Raw genomic sequence first — 18,845 nt, 5'->3', positions numbered from 1 at the left:
GTCATGGGCGGGGCTGGTGAACCTCGGCGATCCGCCAGCGCCCCTGCTCCCGGTGGAGCACAAACAACAGCTGCTGTGTGACGGCGTCGGGTTGCGTCCGGACCACCACGCCCTGCCCGTCCTGTTCGGCGAAACCGCTGGTCACTGTGGTGGCGTTGAGCTCCGCTGAATCGGGAAGCTCGTCTGCCAATTCCGTGACGTTGAGGACCTGGCTTTCCAACCCGCTCAGCACGTGCCCCTTTTGCTCAAGCGCCGCGGCAACGTCCCCGTCCGCTGCCGCGGCGGGCGAACCGCTGACGTTAACAAACTGCAGCATGTTGGGCTGTCCGGACGAAAAGGCGTAGGACCGCAGCCAGGCCAGGGCACCGAGGGCTTCTGAGGGGGCGTTGGATGCGAGCCTGATCCGAATGCTGTCCGGAACCGCCAAGGACAGCAGCGCATCGTGCGGTGGTACAGCTTCCGTATCGACGTCTGCCGGCGCCAGAGGCCCCGCCGGCATCGTCCCCCACATCAGCATGCATGCCGCCGCCAGCAGCAGCAGGACCAGCGCAGCCGCAACCGCACGGATCCCTCGGACGGTCCTGCTGCGCAGATGATGTCGTCCACCAGCAGCCACCGCCACGGCCCGACTGTTCCTGCGCGGATGATTGCCACCGCGAAGGTCCCTGTGCCGGTGGCTGCGGTCCCGGGCACGGTCGATTCCCCTGCCGTCTTGCCGAGTTGATGGCAGGTGTGGACCGGCAGCGAAGGGCCGGCTGAGCCAGTCTCCCGGCTTGTACCAGCGGGCGCGCGGCGCCCGCACCTTTCGACGCGTCAGCAGGTCGGGGAGGACACTGGGGTGAACTGCGCTGGACAGATCGATGGGCGCAGCCGGCGCGCTGCGGTACACGGCCTGGGCAAATTCCATCGCCGTGGGGCGCCGTGAGGGAGCCTCCTGTAATCCTGCTTCGAGGGCGGCAGCAAGCTCCTCCGGCACGCCCGGCACGAAGGCCGAAAGCGGCGGCCGAGAGTCCGTATCCCCGGGCACTTGCCCGGTTAGGGCATACCAACCTACGGCCGCGGCTGCATACACATCGCCCGTGGTATCCAAAGCCAGGTCGGCATCACCGCGTAGGAGATCACCGTGAAGGGGATCACCATGAAGGGGATCACCATGAAGTTGATCACTGAGTGGATCACCGCGAAGGGGACCATCGCGAAGGGGATCATCGAACTCGGCGGTACCACCAGGCCTTCGGGACTCCGGATCGCGGCGGGCTGCTGCAAAGAATCCCGGGGTCCCGAATTGGGGCCGCCCGGCCTCGCCCACCATTCTCGCGACGCCAAAATCGGCCAGCATCGGTTTGCCCTGAGCGCTGAAGAGCACATTGCCCGGGGAAACATCACCGTGCGCAACACCCTCGCCGTGCAGGTAACCTAACACCTGGGCCAGCGGCGTGAGGACGGTGACGGCCTCGCCAACGCTGATCCGCCCGCGGATGGCGACCAGACCCGCCAAGGATCCGCCTGGTGCATAGTCCATCAGCAGCGCTCTACCGCCGCGCCAGCTGCCGGACAGTCCAACGACGCCCCGGGCTGTGAGCAGGTGTTCGTGGCTAAAATTTCCCAGGATACGCAGTTCGCGCAGCAATGCCGGGCCGGAACATAAGCCAGGTGCCGCATTTAGTGGGCCCGCAACTCCCGGCCCGGCGACTCCGGCAACTGCGGCACCACCGGCGTTCCCGCCCGCACCCGTGGCGCCCGCGTCTGCGGCTTCCACGCCTCCAGCTTCCACACTTCCAGCTTCCACGCCTGTAGCTGCCACGCCTGCAGCTTCCACATCTGCAACGACGGGCGGGAAGCACTTCGCCGCCAGGAGTTCGCCGGTTCCTTCATGCTGGACCAACCAAACTTGCGCGCTTGCCCCGGTGCCGAGCAGCCGCTCGGAACGGTAGCCCGGCAGGACAGGGGTGGCAACCAGTCCGTCGTCGAACCCGGCTGCCAGTCTGTCGTCGAACCCGGCTGCCAATCCATCGTCGACCCCGGTCCTGGCGGCGTCATCGACCCCGGTCCTGGCGGCGTCATCCCGGCCGAAACTATCCATACCTCAGGAATAGCCCAAATCCAGCCGGACCGCAGAAGTTATCCACAGGTTGCCTGTTCCCGGATGGATTTAGGCCTGCGGTTCAAGAGGTCTACCCTTGAGTTCATGACTCTTGAGTTCGCTGAGGTCGGTTTCGCACCGGACTTCGTAGATTACACACAGGCGTGGGATCTGCAGCGCACGCTGCACGGTGACGTCCTGGCCTCCCGTGCACCCAGCACTGTCCTGTTACTTGAACACGCGGCCGTTTACACCGCGGGCAAGCGGACCGAAGACCACGAGAGGCCCTTTGACGGCACGCCGGTGATTGCGGTCGACCGCGGCGGAAAGCTGACCTGGCACGGTCCAGGGCAGCTGGTGGGGTATCCGATCCTGGCGTTACGGGATCCGCATGGTATCCGCCAGTACGTCCGCATCCTCGAGGAAATCATCATCAATGTACTGAGCGGCTATTCGCTGCTGGTCAGCCGGGTTGAAGGCCGCGCCGGGATCTGGATCGAGGCCGACAGCAAGGGGCCGACGCGCAAGATTGCGGCCATCGGCATTCGCGTTCATGAGGGCGTCACAATGCACGGCTTTGCCATTAACTGCAACAATGATCTGACTCCGTATTCAATGATCATTGCCTGCGGGATCACGGACGCAGGCACCACGTCCATTGCGGCGGAGACAGGTCTGGACGTTCGCCCGGCGGATCTGACCGCAAGGATCAAAGAGGAATTTTACAAGTACGAAGGGGCGCTCGTTGCCCCGGACGTTCATCATGACGCGAGCGGATGCGGCCCCACCGGACCGGCACCGGCAGAAGGAGTTCTACTGTGACCTTGGCACCCGAAGGCCGCAAGATGTTGCGCATTGAACAGCGCAACTCCGAAACGCCCGTTGAGCGTAAGCCCGATTGGATCAAGGCGAAGGTCAAGATGGGCCCGGAATACATCGGCCTGAAGAACCTGGTCAAAAAGGAGGGGTTGCATACGGTCTGTGAGGAAGCGGGCTGCCCTAACATTTTTGAGTGCTGGGAAGACAAAGAGGCTACGTTCCTGATCGGTGGGGCGCAGTGCACCCGCCGCTGCGATTTCTGTCAGATCGATACCGGGAAGCCCTCTCCGCTGGACCGCTTTGAGCCCACCAAGGTGGCCCGTTCGGTCAAGGCAATGGAGCTGCGCTACGCCACTGTCACCGGAGTGGCGCGCGATGATCTCCCGGACGAGGGAGTCTGGCTGTACGCCGAAACGATCCGCAAGATCCACGAGCTGAACCCCGGCACCGGCGTCGAAATCCTCATTCCGGATTTCTCCGGCAAACCCGAGCACATAGGGGCCATCTGTGACTCGCGGCCGGAAGTCTTCGCGCACAACGTCGAGACTGTTCCGCGTATTTTCAAGAGCATCAGACCGGCGTTCCGCTACGAGCGGTCGCTCGGAGTCATCACGCAGGGACGCGATCTGGGCATGGTCACTAAATCGAATTTGATCCTCGGCATGGGGGAAACGCGGGAGGAAGTCTCCTCGGCGTTGCGCGATCTGCACGAGGCCGGTTGCGATCTGATCACTATTAACCAGTACCTGCGCCCCAGTGAGCGTCACCACCCGGTGGACCGCTGGGTCAAGCCGCAGGAATTCGTGGAACTGGCGCAGGAAGCGGAGGAAATCGGGTTTCTCGGCGTCATGGCAGGACCGTTGGTGCGCTCGTCCTACCGCGCCGGTCGGCTTTGGGCGACGGCGATGCGCAAGAAGGGCCTGACGATACCGGAAGAACTGGCGCACATCGCCGATTCGGGATCCACCCGCCAGGAGGCGGCGACCCTTCTGGCCGCACACTAAGCGCTCCAATTACGGTTAGAATTAGTTCCACTATGGCCAAATCCTCTAGCTCCGCAGCCACCAGCCCCGACGCGCCAAAGCGCAAGGTGTTTACCCGTCGTGCCAAAGGTGGTGCCACGGCCGTCCCTAAGAAACAGGGACGCGTCAAACAGATGGTGGAAATCTTCAAGATAACCCGCCGCCACGACCCGAACGTGGCGTGGCTCATGCTGTTGGTCTTCCTCGGGGCCATCATTGTGGCACTGGTTCTGGGAATCTTCGTCTTCGGCGGGAACTGGATTACCGGGCTGATCCTGGGCATCGCGCTCGGACTGCTTGGCGCATTGCTGGTCCTGTCCCGACGTGCCGAGAGCGCAGCTTTTGCCCAGATCGAAGGCAAGCCCGGTGCCGCGGGGGCTGCGTTGAACACGCTCAAACGCGGTTGGATCATTGATGAGCAGCCGGTAGCCGTCAACCCGAGGACGCAGGATGTCGTCTTCCGTGCCGTTGGCCGGCCGGGCATTGTGCTGATCACCGAGGGCCCCTCCATCAGGGTGCGCACCCTGGTGGACTCCGAGCGCAAGCGCTTGAAGCGCATTCTCCCTAACGTCACCGTACATGTGATCGAAACGGGCCGCGACGAAGGTCAGGTAAAGCTGCAGAAGCTGACCAAGAAGCTGCGAAAGTTCAAGCCGGAGCTGACGAAGACCGAGGTCGGGGCGGTCAACAAACGTATCTCTTCCTTGGGGAACAAGCTGCCGATCCCTAAGGGCATCGACCCCAACAAAGCCCGGCCAGACCGCAAGGCCGCCCGGGGCCGCTGACCCACAGACAGCAAATCCGGGAAAGATGACAGAGGTGCCGTCCCTTGGGGCGGCACCTCTTTCATCCTTCCCGATCCAGCCTTTGCCTGCCGCACCATCTCCGGCAACAGGGAATTCCTCTCCTGCTACGTTGGCGGTTGTTCATGCCGGCGATGGCTTGAGCGGCGAGGAAATGCAGCCGTTCGCCACCCGGGCATGGCTGGACGCCGGGACAGTCCGACGTTAACCGATCATGCTCCTCGTGCCCCCAGGCCGGTAATGATCGAGCGCTACATCCGGACGAGTTTGGTGTTGAACGCCTGGTCGTGGAGGCCGCGGTGATCGGCGTCCACAACAGCGACGGGGATCACCAGGGCCAGCAGCAGGGTGCGGACTACTGCGGCCAGCGGGCCGGCCGGGCCGCCGTCGAGCCTTGTCACGTGGATGCCGGCAATCCGGTGACCAATGCTGTAACCCAGCGTGCCCACCAGGAGAATTTGTTCCAGGATGAAAATACCCAGGATTCCAGCGGAGTTTCCGTTCAACAGCAGGTGCGCTATCAGGTAGCACAGTCCCCAGTCAATGCAGATGGCCAGGATTCGCCGCCCGGCCCGGGCCATCGAGCCGGGGCCGGATTCGGGCAAGCCGAGCCGTTCCCCCGGATATTTGGAAATTCCCGAGGTATCCGGGCCACCGAGCCAGGAACCGATGTCTTTGCGATCTACCACGTAACAAGCCTACCCGCGTCACGGGTGCGGGCCGGACCCGGCACCGCCGCTAGACTAAAGGCAGCGGCGAGTGCGAAACCTCTCCGAAACACTGCAGACACTCCCGGGTAATCCCGTGTGCTTAGTCTGGTAACAGTTGCAGTTGCACTACACGGCCCGCTGCGGCCGGAAACCCCTTATGCGTAAGGAGCATAGATGTTCAAGAACGCGGACGAAGTCCTCAAATACATCAAGGACGAAGACGTTAAATTCGTCGATATCCGATTCACCGATCTCCCGGGGGTCCAGCAGCATTTCAATGTTCCCGCGAAAAGCGTCGACGCGGACTTCTTCGTCCACGGGCAGCTGTTCGATGGTTCCTCCATCCGCGGTTTCCAGGGCATTGCCGAGTCCGACATGCAGCTGATCCCTGATGTGACCACCGCCTTCGTGGACGCCTTCCGGCTCGAAAAGACGCTGGCATTGAACTTTTCCATTGTTAATCCGCGCACCGGGGATCCGTACCACCGGGATCCCCGCGGGGTTGCCGAGAAGGCTGAGGCCTACCTGGCCTCCACCGGGATCGCAGACACCGCGTTCTTTGGCTCCGAAGCGGAGTTCTTCGTCTTCGACAACGTCCAGTTTGAGTCCTCCCCGCAGGGTTCGTTCTACAAGATCGATTCCGTGGAGGCGCCGTGGAACAGCGGCCGCAAGGAAGAAGGCGGCAACCTCGGATATAAGACGCCCACCAAGGGCGGCTACTTCCCAGTAGCACCCGTTGACCACCAGGCAGATCTGCGCGATGCGATGTGCATCGAATTGGACAATGTTGATCTGGAGGTGGAGCGCTCCCACCATGAGGTCGGCGCTGCCGGCCAGGCCGAGATCAACTATAAGTTCAACACTCTGGTCCATGCCGCGGACGATCTGCAGAAGTTCAAATACGTCATCAAGAACACCGCGTGGCAGTGGAACAAGTCCGTGACGTTCATGCCCAAGCCGGTCTTTGGTGACAATGGCTCCGGCATGCACTGCCACCAGTCACTGTGGAATGGCGGCGAGCCGCTGTTCTACGATGAGAAGGGCTATGCGGGACTGTCCGACCTGGCGCGCTGGTACATTGGCGGCTTGCTCAAGCATTCCTCCGCCGTGCTGGCCTTCACCAACCCGACGGTGAACTCCTATCGCCGCCTGGTCAAGGGTTTCGAGGCCCCGGTGAATATGGTGTATTCGCAGGGCAACCGTTCGGCCGGTATCCGCATTCCGATTACCGGTTCCAACCCGAAGGCCAAGCGCCTGGAGTTCCGTGCCCCTGATGCCTCGTCCAATCCGTACCTGGCGTTCGCCGCGCAGCTGATGGCCGGGCTTGACGGGATTAAGAACAGGATCGAACCGCCGGCACCGATTGACAAGGACCTCTACGAGCTGCCCGCCGAGGAGGCCAAGGACATCCCCAAGGCTCCGGGCTCCCTTGAGGAAGCGCTGCAGGCTCTGGCCGATGACAACGAGTTCCTGCAGGCCGGAGGGGTCTTTACCCAGGACCTGATCGACACCTGGATCGAGTACAAGTACGAATACGAGATCCGGCCGCTGTCCCTGCGCCCGAATCCGTACGAGTTCGAGCTCTACTACGGGGTGTAGCGTCCGCAGCACGTGTCGCTGACAGAACGACGACGGCGGCCTGCACCTGATGGTGCGGGCCGCCGTCGGGCTTGTAAGGAATTTCCGGCGGCAGAGGACTAGAAGATGGACCAGCCGGTCCGGGTGGTGAATTCGTCTAACGCGGCCATGCCGGCCAGCGAGTTGCCCGATTTGCTCAGTCCCGGACTCCAGACACAGATGGTACAACGGCCCGGTACCACGGCAACGATTCCGCCGCCGACGCCGCTTTTGCCCGGCAGCCCAACGCGGTAGGCGAATTCACCAGCAGCATCATAGGTGCCGCAGGTGAGCATCACGGCGTTGATCCGCTTGGTCTGGCTGGGCGAGAGGAACTGCGAGCCGTCCGCAGCCACACCGTTGCGGGAGAGGAAGCGGGCTCCCACGGCTAAATCCCGGCAGCTCATCTCCAGGGCACACTGGTCAAAATACTGCTCGAGGACCAGGTCCACCGAATTTTCCAGATTTCCGTAACTGGCCAAAAGATGCGCCAGGGAGGAGTTCCGGTGCCCATATTCCGCCTCCGACGCCGCCACCAGCGGATCAACGGCGACCTCCGGGTTGCCGCTCTCGCGGCGGAGCAGATCCCGCACGGCCGCTCCCGCGTCGCCGGTGAGGGTGATCAGCCGATCCGTCACTACCAACGCCCCGGCGTTGATAAAAGGATTGCGGGGTATGCCCTCTTCGGATTCCAGCTGAACCAGTGAATTAAACGGGGTACCGGACGGCTCCCGGAAAACGCGCTGCCAGATACGATCGCCGTCGCCGGCCAGCACCAGAGCTAGGCTGAAGACCTTGGAAATACTTTGGATGGAGAACTTGCTGGCCCACTCCCCGGCGCCGTAAATTTCGCCGTCGGCCGTCGCTACGCAAATGCCGAAGTGATCGGCGCTGACCGAGCTCAGCCCGGGGATGTAGTTTGCCACCTCACCCGCGGCCGCCACGGGGCGCACTGTGCCGGCGATCTCTTCGAGCAGATTCTGAATATCCATGCGTGGGTTCTCCTGTCTTGCGGTGCGTTCTCCCCGGCCATCAAGGGTGCTTAACGTCGCCATGGAAGTCCGTGAAAGCACAGCACCCTAACGGACAGGCACCCTAGCGCACAGAACCTCAGAGAACTTTGGCCAGGAAGTCCTGCAGGCGCGGCTGCTGCGCGTGGGCAAAAATGTCCTCGGGGCTTCCCTGCTCGCAGATGACGCCGTCGGCCATGAAGATCACCCGATCTGCCACTTCGCGGGCAAACCCCATTTCATGGGTCACCACAACCATGGTCATCCCCTCGGCGGCCAGGTCCCGAATGACCTGGAGCACCTCGCCCACCATTTCCGGATCCAGCGCGCTGGTGGCTTCATCGAACAGCATAATCCCGGGGTTCATGGCCAGCGCCCTCGCGATGGCAACGCGCTGCTTTTGGCCACCGGAAAGGGACGCGGGCCGGGCATCCGCTTTCTCGGCCAGGCCGACGCGCTGGAGCAGGTTCATTCCGCTCTGGCGGGCCTGTTCCTTGGTCTGCTTCTTCAGCTCCACGGGGGCCAGGGTGATGTTCTCCAGCACAGTCATGTGCGGGAAGAGGTTGAAATGCTGGAAGACCATACCGATCTGCTGGCGGACTTTGTTAAGATCCACTTTAGGTTCCGTCAGGTCGGTGCCCCCGACCAGCACCGACCCGGCGGTGATGTCCTCCAGCTTGTTCAGGCAGCGCAGGAACGTCGACTTCCCGGAACCGGAGGGACCTATCACACACACCACTTCACCGTCCGCGACCTCCACATCGATGCCCTTGAGGACCTCGTTGGTGCCGAAACTCTTCTTCAGCCCCCTGACGGAGATTTTGCTGCTGCGGTTTGTGCCGGTGGATCCCGGGCCGGATCCTTCGCCCGGCTGCGCCGCCTGTGCCTGCTCGCTCATTTGTTGAACCTCTTATCCACGATGTTGGACAGCTTCGTCAGGATCATGATCACGATAAAGTACATCGCGGCCACAATCAGCAGCGTTTCGCTGATGCGGAAGTTATTGGAGTAGATCTGCTGTCCCTGGTACAGCAACTCGGCGAAACCGATGGCCAGCAGCAGGGAGCTGTCCTTGAGCAGGATGACCAGTTGGTTGATCAGCGACGGAGTCATGATTTTGAAGGCCTGAGGAACCACGACGCGACGCATCGAGGTGCCGTAGCCAAGCCCAAGGCTGCGGCTGGCTTCCAGCTGGCCGGGATCCACCGACTGGATGCCGCCGCGGACGATCTCGGTGACGTAGGCGGCAGAGTTCAGGCTCAGGGTCAGCACACCGGCAACCCAGATATTGACCGGTTGGCCGATGATCTGCGGCAGTCCGAAGTAGAAGAAAAACGCCTGCACCAGCAGCGGAGTACCGCGGAATATGTTCACGAAGGTGGTGGCTGCACCACGCATGACAATGTTGTGGGAGACCTTCAGGAAGCCAAAAAACAGTCCAAGAAGCATGGCGAATGCGAAGGAAATCAGCGTCACAACGACGGTGTTCTGCAGACCCTTCAGCAGCGCGGGCATGCTTTGGACCAGCAGCGCCCAGAAACTGCTGTCCGCCGATACAGTGTCCTGCGGGGATTTGAGGTACTTATCCAGGATTTTCTGGTACTGGCCATTGTCCTTCAGCTCCGCCAGCCCGGTGTTGAAGGCGGCCATCAGGTCCGCATTCTGCCCCTTGTTGACCGCGAATCCATAGGATCCGCCGGCCTCCTTTGCGGTTACCGTTTTCAGTCCGTTGTTCTGGCTGACGCCGTAGGCCAGCACGGGATAGTCGTCAAAGACAGCGGCGGCATTGCCGGATTTGACCAGTTCATACATGGTCGCCGATTGGTCAAGCGCCTTGATAGTGAAGCCGTACTTGGCCGCAATGGATTTTGCGAACGTCTCCCCTTCGCTGCCGGTTTTGGCGGTGACCGTCTTTCCCTTTAGGTCCGCATAGCCCTTGATATCCGTGTTGTCCTTGGCGACGGCCATCTGCACACCGGAATCGAAATACGGATCGGAGAAGTCGTAGACCTTTTTCCTCTCGTCCGTGATGGACATTGCAGCGATGACCCCGTCCACCTGCTTCGACGACAGTGCCTGCAATGCCGCGGCGAATCCGAGCGACTTCACCTCCACGGTGAAACCCTGGCTTTTGGCTACGGCCCGGATAATATCCATGTCAATGCCGACCAGTTCGCCGCTGCTGTCGCGGAACTCAAACGGGGCAAACGTGGTGTCGGTGCCGATAGTGAAGGTTTTGCCCTCGACTTTCGACGACCCAACGTTCGACGACGGCGCAACGTTCGACGACGACGCAGCGAGCGCCTGGGCAGCTTTCGGCTGGGCAGACGGACCCTGTGCCCAAGCACCACTGACACCGAAAAACATGGCCAAGACGGTCAATAACACGCCCATTACGGCGAAGCCGCCGCGCCGGGTTCGTCGGGCTATCGGTAGCCTCTGCATCTAATACAACCCCTCATAGTTCACGACCGGCGGGTTTGAACGCCGATAAAGTACGCAGCTACGCTACCCGCTCTGTGCGGCTGCGCGAAAACGCGTCAGCCGCGCCCCTGATGTCAGTACCCGTAAAAAAGCCGTTCAAAGACGGCTCGGGCGCGCCTCGTCAGGCCAAGGTAGTCATCTTCGAGCTGCGCCGCCTGACCCCCTTCGTATCCGCACCAGCGGGCCACCGCCTCCAGATCCCGGCGGGAAGACGGCAATACATCCGACGATTTTCCGCTCCAGATCACATTGGCCGAGCGGATCCTGCTGGCCAGCCGCCAGCTCCCGGCCAGCAGTCCGGCGTCCTCGGCGTTCACCAGGCCCAGTTCCTGGGCTGCTTGCAGCGCACCCAGAGTGGACGTGGTGCGCAGCGCGGGTTCATGGTGTGCGTGTTGGAGTTGCCACAGCTGCACCAGCCACTCGACGTCGCTCAGTCCGCCACGGCCCAGCTTCACGTGCCGTGCCGGGTCGGCCCCGCGCGGCAGCCGCTCGGATTCGACTCTCGCCTTGACCCGGCGCACCTCGCGCAGATCCGCTTCCGTCACTGCCGCAGGGTAGCGCACCGGATCGATCAGCGCAGTGAAATCGGCGGCCAGCTCGTCGGGGCCGGCCATCGGCCGGGCCCGCAGCAGCGCCTGTGCCTCCCAGATGAGGGACCACCGCTGGTAGTACTCCCGGTAGGACTCCAGCGACCTGACCATCGGCCCGTTCTTTCCCTCTGGGCGAAGATCCGCGTCGATGCTCAGCACCCGCTCGGCCGGAATGGCCGGCTTAAGCGGCTGCGTCAGTAACCCGGAGAGCCGGGACACCATGGATTCGGCCTGCTGCTGCGCCGCAGACGCCGGTACGCCCGGCAATGGCCTGTGCACGTAGATGACGTCCGCGTCCGAACCATAGCCGATTTCGCGCCCTCCCTGACGGCCCATTGCCACCACCAGCAGCTCCGTTTTCGCGCCTTCGGCAGCATAGGCCTCCGCTTCGGCCACGTTCAAAGCGCCGAGTACGGCTGCACGATCCACATCCGCCAGCGCATGGCCGACTTCGTCCTGGCGCAGCAGTCCGGAACTGTCCGCGATGGCAATCCGCAGGACCTCGCGCCGGCGGATCAGCCGAATCAGCCGCATCGCCTCGGTCGCGGCCGGGTGCCGGGACATTTTGGCCCGGATCTCCTGCCATTGCGCCTCAAAAGTCAGCGGCACCAGTTCCTTGTTCGAGCCGAGCCACGCCGTCGATTCGGGCGAAACCTCCAGCAGATCAGTGATAAGTCTGGAGCTGGAGAGAACATGGCAGAGCCGTTCCGCCGCCGCCTGCGAATCCCGGAGCATGCCCAGATACCAATGTGTTGTGCCCAAGGCCTCGCTTACCCGCCGGAAGCCGAGGAGCCCGGCATCGGGATCAACGCCGTCGGCCAGCCAGTCCAGCAGCACCGGCAGCAGCTGGCGCTGCAGCGCCGCGCGCCTGCTCACCCCCGAAGTCAGGGCCTCGATGTGGCGGATGGCACCGGCGGTGTCCCGATAGCCCAGCGCGCCCAGCCTTCCCTGCGCCGCCTCGGACGTGAGCCGGACGTCGTCGGCACTCAGGTGCGCCGCCGTCGTCAGCAGCGGCCGGTAAAAAATCCGCTCATGCAGGCTACGGACGTCGCGCTTGATCTTCTGCCACTGCGCCAGCAGTGAATCTCCCGTGGGGCGCCCGGTGCTCAGCGGGCCGGCCAGCGACTTCGCGAGCGCCCGCAAGGCGCTGTCCTTAGTGGGCATCAGGTGCGTGCGGCGCAGCTGCACCAGCTGGATCCGATGCTCCAGCACCCGCAGGTAGCGGTAGGCTGCATCGAAACCGCGGGCATCCGTGCGGCCGATGTACCCGGCGCTGGACAACGCTGCGATGGCCGACGTCGTGTCCCGGCAGCGCAGCGCAGCGTCGGCCTTGGCATGGACCAGCTGGAGCAGCTGGACGGTGAACTCGACGTCGCGCAGGCCGCCCTTGCCAAGTTTGATCTGCCGGCCCTCTTCCGTGCCGGGAATATTGTCCGTGACCCTGCGGCGCATGCTTTGCACCGATTCAACAAAACCGTCCCGTTCGGAGGACTGCCAGACCAGGGGCGCCACGGCGTCCTCATAGCGCGCCCCGAGGGCCGGGTCTCCGGCGATGCTGCGGGCCTTGAGCAGCGCCTGGAACTCCCAGCTCTGGGCCCAGCGCTGGTAGTAAGTCAGGTGCGATTCCAGCGTCCGCACCAAGGGGCCGTCCTTGCCCTCCGGGCGGAGGTTGGCATCGACGTCCCACAAACCAGGCTCCCGGCCGGGAGCGTTGATGGCATGCGAGATTCCGGCGGCAAGCCGGTTTCCAATGGTGACGGCCAGGGACTCCTCCATACCGGGGGCATCAATGACGTAGATGACGTCGACGTCGGAAATATAGTTCAGTTCCCGTGCCCCGCACTTGCCCATGCCAATCACCGACAGCCGCACGCCGGCGACTTCGCTGGGACTTACCGTTGCGGCCAGTTCGCACCGGGACACGGCCAGCGCAGCCTCGAGCGCGGCTCCGGCCAGGTCTGCCAGCTCCGCGGCCGCGTCCGGCATGAAGTCCTGCGGGGACGCCGCACACAGGTCACGAATGGCCAGTTCGGTCAGGTGCCGGCGGTACCGGGTGCGCAGCGCGATGTACGCCTCGGCGCCGTGCAGCTGCGCCACGGGCAGGTCGGCCTGCGGATCCGCCCCCACAGACTGCAGCAGCGACCGCCGTAACTCAGCGCCGTCCCTGGCCCTGGGCTCGGGGCTGACGGCGGCATTGAGCACGTCCAGGTGTTCGGGATGACGCATCAGAAATTCGGCCAGCGCCTCGGACGCTCCGAGCAGCCGGAACAGCGGTTCGGAGCGCTGCACACCGTCGTCGATCAGCGTCCGCAGTGCCGGGTTATGGCTCAACAGCCGGACCAGGGACTGCAGCGCCAGGTCAGGATCCGCAGCCATGGCCAGGCCGTCAAAAAGCACCGGTTCCGTTATGCCGTGAAGTTCCGGCGCGTTTAGGAACCTCTCGCTCTTGTCCAGATCCGCGAAGCCGTTGGCAATGAGCGTGCGCTGCAGGCTTATCACCTGCGTTCCCCTGCTGTGTTCGGCACCGTCATGGACACGGCTTACAGGATGCCCAGATAGCGCTGCAGCTCATAGCGGGTCACCTGCAGGCGGTATTCCTGCCATTCGGCGCGCTTATTGCGCAGGAAGTGCTCAAAGACCTGCTCGCCCAGGATCTGCGGCAGCAGCTCGGAGTCCTCCATCTGCCGGACTGCGTCGTGCAGGCTGGAGGGCAGCGGATCGTGACCCATCGCCCGTCGCTCGCCGGCGGTCAGGGACTCGATGTCATCTTCGGCCGCCGCGGGCAGTTCATAGCCCTCTTCGATGCCCTTAAGGCCAGCGCCGAGCAACACGGCATAGGCCAAGTACGGGTTGGCTGCCGAGTCGATGCCGCGGTACTCGATCCTCGCTGACTGGCCCTTGCCGGGCTTATACAACGGCACCCGTACCAGAGCTGAACGGTTATTGTGCCCCCAGGACAGGTAGCTCGGCGCCTCTCCCCCGCCCCAGAGCCGCTTATAAGAATTGACAAACTGGTTCGTCACGGCGGTGAATTCGGGCGCGTGGCGCAGTACGCCGGCGATGAATTGCCGGGCGGTCAAGGAGAGCTGGAATTCCGCCCCTGCTTCGTAGAACGCGTTGGTATCGCCTTCAAAAAGGGAGAAATGTGTGTGCATTCCGGAGCCGGGATGCTCGGAGAAAGGCTTGGGCATGAACGTCGCATAGGTGCCCTGCTGGAGCGCGACCTCCTTAATCACCGTCCGGAACGTCATGATGTTGTCCGCGGTCTGCAGGGCATCCGCATAGCGCAGATCGATCTCATTCTGCCCGGGGCCGCCCTCATGGTGGCTGAATTCCACGGAAATGCCTACGTTTTCCAGCATGGTCACCGCCGTACGGCGGAAGTCCTGCGCCGCACCGCCGGGAACGTGATCAAAATACCCCGCCTGATCCACCGGTACCGGAATGCCGTCCGGTCCCAGATCCTGGGACTTGAGCAGGTAAAACTCGATCTCCGGATGGGTATAACAGGTGAACCCCATGTCCGCGGCCTTCGCCAGCGTCCGCTTGAGCACATTGCGCGGATCAGCGGCCGACGGTTCGCCGTCGGGTGTGAGAATGTCGCAGAACATCCGCGACGTCTGGTCCTTCTCCCCTCGCCACGGCAAAATCTGGAAGGTGGATGGATCGGGCTGGGCCAGCATGTCAGACTCAAAAACCCGGGCCAGACCTTCGATCGCGGAGCCGTCAAAACCGAGTCCCTCCTCGAAGGCGCCCTCCACCTCGGCGGGCGCCAGGGCGACGGATTTTAGCGAGCCGACGACGTCGGTGAACCACATGCGCACAAAGCGCACGTCGCGCTCTTCGATGGTGCGAAGTACGAATTCCTGCTGGCGATCCAAGACGCCCTCATTTCTGACTCGGTAGCGCATCTTCGGGGCACTACATACTGTACTAAGTAAATCGCCATCCTCTCCCGCCCGGCATTAAGCTCAAAGCATGGCCTCCGCAAGCACTCCCGATCCGTCGCCCGCCACCGAACTCCCCGCGCCGTACGGCTCCGGGCCACGCGCCGCTGGTCCGCCGGCGGCTTCTACGGACCCGCAGACCACCCGTGCGGCCCCGATTAAGCGGGTGCGCACCCACCATCTCCAGGCAGCCAAGGACAGCGGCAGCAAATTCGCCATGCTCACCGCCTACGACCAGTACGCCGCGCAAATTTTTGACGAGGCGGGGATCGAGGTGCTGCTGATCGGTGATTCCGCAGCGAACAACGTCCTGGGGTACCAGACGTCGCTGCCGATCACGATGGATGAAATGGTCATCTTTTCCCGCGCGGTCAGCACCGCCGCCCACCGCGCCCTCATCGTCGCTGACCTGCCCTTCGGCAGCTACGAGGCCTCCCCGGCCCAAGCCATCGGGTCCTCCGTCCGGCTGATGAAAGAAGGCGGGGTGCACGCGGTCAAGATGGAAGGTGGCGCCTACTATGCGGAAACGGTGCGGGCCCTGACGGCCGCCGGCATTCCCGTGATGGCGCACATCGGCTTCACTCCACAAAGCGAGCACGCCTTGGGCGGGTACCGTGTGCAGGGCCGCGGTGCGGCCCAGCAGGCACTCATTGACGACGCCGTCGCCCTGGCCGAAGCGGGCGCGTTCTGCGTCCTGATGGAAATGGTGCCGGCCGAGGCCGCGGCCGCCGTCGACGCCGCCGTGCGGGTGCCGACCGTCGGCATCGGGGCGGGAAATTCGACCACCGGCCAGGTGCTCGTCTGGCAGGACATGGCCGGTCTGCGGACCGGACACATCGCCAAGTTCGTCAAGCAGTATGCGGATCTGCACAGCGTACTCGCCAATGCCGCCGCGGCGTTTGGCGATGACGTCCGCAAGGGGACGTTCCCGGGACCGGAACACTCCTTTTAGCCCCCGAGCTCCCGCTCGCCGGATTTTCGCTGCACCACGGAAACCGGGACCGGCCGGCGGAACCGGTCAGTCGTCGTCGCCCGCTTCCCAGGACTCATTGCGGGCCTTAACCTTCTGCAGCGCCAGTTCTGCCTCCTCACGGCTGTTGTACGGGCCGATCAGCTGCGTGTAGTCGCTCATCGCGTCCTCTTCGACCTGGTGGGTGTTGACGTTGTACCAGAACTGCGGCATTGCTGCTCCTTCGGTTGATCCGAAACGCTGCTGACCGCAACGCCTCCGGTGACTCCTTATAGGATAGGACCATGCCTGCGTACGCTACCACCGCCCCCGTCGGAACTCTTATGCAAGGAACCGTCAGCCCGCAATTACCGGTGCCGGCTTCCATTGCCCGCCCCGAGTACGTGGGAAAGTCCGCCCCGGCCAAGTTCACCGGGACGGAGGTCAAGTCCCCTGAGACCGTGGAGCGAATCCGCGTGGCGTCCAAAATTGCCGCCGGCGCCATCGTGGAAGTGGGCAAACATATTGTCCCAGGCGTCACCACGGATGAGTTGGATCGGGTAGGCCACGAATTCCTGCTGGACCACAAGTCCTATCCGTCGACGCTGGGCTATCGTGGTTTCCCCAAGTCGCTGTGCTCCTCGCTCAACGAAGTCATCTGCCATGGCATCCCGGACAGCACCGTTGTGCAGGACGGCGACATCATCAACATCGATATCACCGCTTACATTAACGGCGTGCACGGCGACACTAATTACACCTTCCTCTGCGGCGACGTTGACGAGGAGTCGCGGCTGCTGGTGGAGCGCACCCAGGAATCCCTGGCAAGGGCCATCCGCGCGGTGGCGCCGGGGCGCGAAATCAATGTCATCGGACGCACGATCGAGTCCTATGCAAAGCGGTTCGGCTATGGAGTGGTCCGTGATTTCACCGGCCATGGGGTCGGCGAGGCCTTCCACACCGGACTGATTATTCCCCACTATGACGCCGCCCCTGCTTACAGCACTGTGATCGAAACGGGAATGGTGTTTACCATCGAACCGATGCTTACGCTCGGCACCGTCGAGTGGGACATGTGGGACGATGACTGGACGGTCGTTACACGTGACCGCAAGCGAACGGCACAGTTCGAGCACACCCTGCTGGTTACCGATTCGGGCGCCGAAGTCCTTACCCTTCCCTGAGGCTGGAAACTCTGCACCACCCGCGGTCCCCCTACCCAACCCTCAACCCTTCCGGAGTCACCATGTCGAAAAAGTCCCATTCGCATTCCAATGTCATCGGCATTGACATTGGCGGCACCGGCATCAAGGGCGGCATCGTCAATCTGGACAAGGGCAAGCTGGTCGGCGACAGGTTCCGCATCGACACTCCGCAGCCCTCAACTCCAGAGGCTGTGGCCAAGGTTGTCGGCGCCATTGTGGCTGAGCTGATGACCCGCGACGGCGCGCCGGACAAGGACGCGCCGGTGGGCGTCACCTTTCCGGCCATCATTGCCCATGGCGTCGCCAAATCGGCTGCCAACGTGGATAAAGGCTGGAAAGGCACGGACGTCGACGCCCTGCTAACGAAGGAACTAGGCCGGGACGTTCAGGTCATAAACGATGCGGACGCCGCCGGACTGGCCGAGGCCCGCTACGGCGCCGGGCGCGGGGTCAAAGGTACGGTACTGGTTATCACCCTGGGAACCGGCATTGGTTCGGCCTTCATCTTCAACGGCAAGCTGGTGCCCAACGCCGAACTCGGCCATCTTGAGCTCGACGGCGCCGACGCCGAATCCCGTGCTTCGGCAGCTGCCCGCCAACGGGAAAATCTCAGCTGGCCCGACTACGCCGAGCGACTGCAACGCTACTTCGGCCACCTCGAATTTATCTTCTCCCCTGAACTGTTCATCATTGGCGGCGGCATCTCCAAACGCACCGAAGACTTCCTGCCGGCCTTGCACCTGGAAACCGAAATCATCCCGGCGCAGCTGCAGAACAACGCGGGGATCGTCGGCGGAGCTCTGCAGGCCGCAATGCACTTCAAGCTCGTCAAGTAACCGGTGGTGCCGGTGGCGGCCCGGGCTTCCCCTCCCCGGCCGCCACCGGAGTCTACTGTGCACTCCGGCCTCAGATATGCTATCCGGCCTCAGATATGCTATCCGGCCCCAGATACGCTATCCTGCCTCAGATGGGCTGCCGCCCTCAGGTGCCGGGGCCTGCGGCTGAGGCGCCGGGTGAGTTGCCGGCCGGTACCGCCCCGTCCAGGCTGGGGTTCCGATCCTGCCGAAGAACCGCGATGGCCTTTTCGAAGTCCTCCAGCGACTCAAAGTCCTGATAAACACTCGCGAACCGCAGGTAGGCGATCTGATCCAGTTTCTGCAGCGGGCCCAGAATGGACAGGCCGACCTCGTGGGCTTGGATTTCAGCTGCCCCGCTGGCACGAATGGCTTCTTCAACTTCCTGGGCCAGTAAAGCCAGATCATCTTCGGTGACCGGGCGGCCCTGGCATGCCTTGCGCACGCCGCTGATGACCTTGCTCCGGCTGAATGGTTCACCGACTCCGGAGCGTTTAATCACCGAAAGGCTGGCCGCTTCCACTGTGCTGAACCGGCGACCGCACTCCGGACACTGCCTGCGGCGCTTGATGGCTGCGCCGTCGTCGGTCATTCGGCTGTCGACCACCCGAGAATCGGGGTTCCGGCAAAACGGACAGTACATGCCTCACCCTTCTCGCGTTAGTCACACAGTCGTGACCGATCGACTCCAGTCTAGGACTACATCTGGTTGAACTACAACAACGTCATTACCATATGTAGTGGTCGGCATC

16 protein-coding genes are annotated in these 18,845 nt (G+C 63.1%); 7 read left to right on the top strand and 9 right to left on the bottom strand.

Annotated elements, in window-relative coordinates:
• Nucleotide 1: 1 nt before the first annotated feature.
• Nucleotides 2–2,083 (bottom strand): serine/threonine protein kinase, encoded by a 2,082-nt coding sequence (locus OS914_RS05045; RefSeq protein ID WP_267544974.1) that lies wholly within the window; start codon nt 2,081–2,083, stop codon nt 2–4.
• Between the two features lie 105 nt (nt 2,084–2,188).
• On the opposite strand from OS914_RS05045, the gene lipB reads away from it, so the two are divergent.
• From lipB to OS914_RS05030, 3 genes are read left to right on the top strand one after another with little or no spacing between them, the layout of a single operon-like run.
• Nucleotides 2,189–2,905, top strand: coding sequence for a lipoyl(octanoyl) transferase LipB (gene lipB / locus OS914_RS05040; RefSeq protein ID WP_267544973.1), 717 nt, complete (start codon nt 2,189–2,191; stop codon nt 2,903–2,905).
• Nucleotides 2,902–3,906 carry a lipoyl synthase gene (gene lipA / locus OS914_RS05035; protein ID WP_267544972.1) on the top strand — a complete coding sequence of 335 codons (1,005 nt, stop codon included), beginning with the start codon at nt 2,902–2,904 and terminating at the stop codon, nt 3,904–3,906. The genes lipB and lipA overlap by 4 nt, the downstream gene beginning before the upstream one ends.
• Before the next feature lie 32 nt (nt 3,907–3,938).
• The gene (locus tag OS914_RS05030; RefSeq protein ID WP_267544971.1) at nt 3,939–4,709 is read left to right on the top strand and encodes a DUF4191 domain-containing protein; all 771 of its coding nucleotides are present in this window, start codon (nt 3,939–3,941) and stop codon (nt 4,707–4,709) included.
• 269 nt (nt 4,710–4,978) lie between these two features.
• Here OS914_RS05030 and OS914_RS05025 read toward each other — a convergent pair whose 3' ends face one another.
• On the bottom strand, nt 4,979–5,416 hold the full coding sequence (locus OS914_RS05025; protein WP_267544970.1) for an RDD family protein: 438 nt from the start codon (nt 5,414–5,416) through the stop codon (nt 4,979–4,981).
• A 195-nt stretch (nt 5,417–5,611) separates the two neighbouring features.
• On the opposite strand from OS914_RS05025, the gene glnA (OS914_RS05020) reads away from it, so the two are divergent.
• Nucleotides 5,612–7,036 carry a type I glutamate--ammonia ligase gene (gene glnA / locus OS914_RS05020; protein WP_267544969.1) on the top strand — a complete coding sequence of 475 codons (1,425 nt, stop codon included), beginning with the start codon at nt 5,612–5,614 and terminating at the stop codon, nt 7,034–7,036.
• Nucleotides 7,037–7,134: 98 nt separating this feature from the next.
• On the opposite strand, the gene OS914_RS05015 is transcribed toward glnA (OS914_RS05020), so the two are convergent.
• The 5 genes from OS914_RS05015 to glnA (OS914_RS04995) form a co-directional block, all read right to left on the bottom strand.
• Nucleotides 7,135–8,046 (bottom strand): glutaminase, encoded by a 912-nt coding sequence (locus OS914_RS05015; protein ID WP_267544968.1) that lies wholly within the window; start codon nt 8,044–8,046, stop codon nt 7,135–7,137.
• 118 nt (nt 8,047–8,164) lie between these two features.
• On the bottom strand, nt 8,165–8,962 hold the full coding sequence (locus tag OS914_RS05010) for an amino acid ABC transporter ATP-binding protein (protein ID WP_267544967.1): 798 nt from the start codon (nt 8,960–8,962) through the stop codon (nt 8,165–8,167).
• Nucleotides 8,959–10,509, bottom strand: coding sequence for an amino acid ABC transporter substrate-binding protein/permease (locus tag OS914_RS05005; RefSeq protein WP_267544966.1), 1,551 nt, complete (start codon nt 10,507–10,509; stop codon nt 8,959–8,961). The genes OS914_RS05010 and OS914_RS05005 overlap by 4 nt, the downstream gene beginning before the upstream one ends.
• A 113-nt stretch (nt 10,510–10,622) precedes the next feature.
• Entirely contained in the window at nt 10,623–13,634 is a 3,012-nt protein-coding gene (locus OS914_RS05000; RefSeq protein WP_267545077.1) for a bifunctional [glutamine synthetase] adenylyltransferase/[glutamine synthetase]-adenylyl-L-tyrosine phosphorylase, read from the bottom strand.
• A 44-nt stretch (nt 13,635–13,678) separates the two neighbouring features.
• A complete protein-coding gene (gene glnA / locus OS914_RS04995) occupies nt 13,679–15,019 on the bottom strand; it encodes a type I glutamate--ammonia ligase (protein ID WP_267544965.1) in 1,341 nt (446 codons plus the stop codon).
• A 97-nt stretch (nt 15,020–15,116) separates the two neighbouring features.
• Here glnA (OS914_RS04995) and panB point away from each other — a divergent pair, with 97 nt between their 5' ends.
• Nucleotides 15,117–16,037 (top strand): 3-methyl-2-oxobutanoate hydroxymethyltransferase, encoded by a 921-nt coding sequence (gene panB, locus OS914_RS04990; protein WP_267544964.1) that lies wholly within the window; start codon nt 15,117–15,119, stop codon nt 16,035–16,037.
• 66 nt (nt 16,038–16,103) lie between these two features.
• Here the strand turns inward: panB and OS914_RS04985 are convergent, their stop codons facing one another.
• Complete coding sequence (locus OS914_RS04985) at nt 16,104–16,268, bottom strand: SPOR domain-containing protein (RefSeq protein WP_267544963.1); 165 nt, start codon at nt 16,266–16,268, stop codon at nt 16,104–16,106.
• A 71-nt stretch (nt 16,269–16,339) separates the two neighbouring features.
• On the opposite strand from OS914_RS04985, the gene map reads away from it, so the two are divergent.
• On the top strand, nt 16,340–17,218 hold the full coding sequence (map, locus tag OS914_RS04980; protein WP_267544962.1) for a type I methionyl aminopeptidase: 879 nt from the start codon (nt 16,340–16,342) through the stop codon (nt 17,216–17,218).
• Between the two features lie 62 nt (nt 17,219–17,280).
• Entirely contained in the window at nt 17,281–18,075 is a 795-nt protein-coding gene (ppgK, locus tag OS914_RS04975) for a polyphosphate--glucose phosphotransferase (RefSeq protein ID WP_267544961.1), read from the top strand.
• 145 nt (nt 18,076–18,220) lie between these two features.
• Here the strand turns inward: ppgK and nrdR are convergent, their stop codons facing one another.
• The gene (gene nrdR / locus OS914_RS04970; protein WP_267544960.1) at nt 18,221–18,736 is read right to left on the bottom strand and encodes a transcriptional regulator NrdR; all 516 of its coding nucleotides are present in this window, start codon (nt 18,734–18,736) and stop codon (nt 18,221–18,223) included.
• Between the last annotated feature and the right edge of the window lie 109 nt (nt 18,737–18,845).

Source organism: Arthrobacter endolithicus (assembly GCF_026627425.1).
Classification (GTDB): domain Bacteria; phylum Actinomycetota; class Actinomycetes; order Actinomycetales; family Micrococcaceae; genus Arthrobacter_M.
Note: the sequence above shows the minus strand (reverse complement) of the source record. Positions and strands in the feature narration are given on the sequence as shown.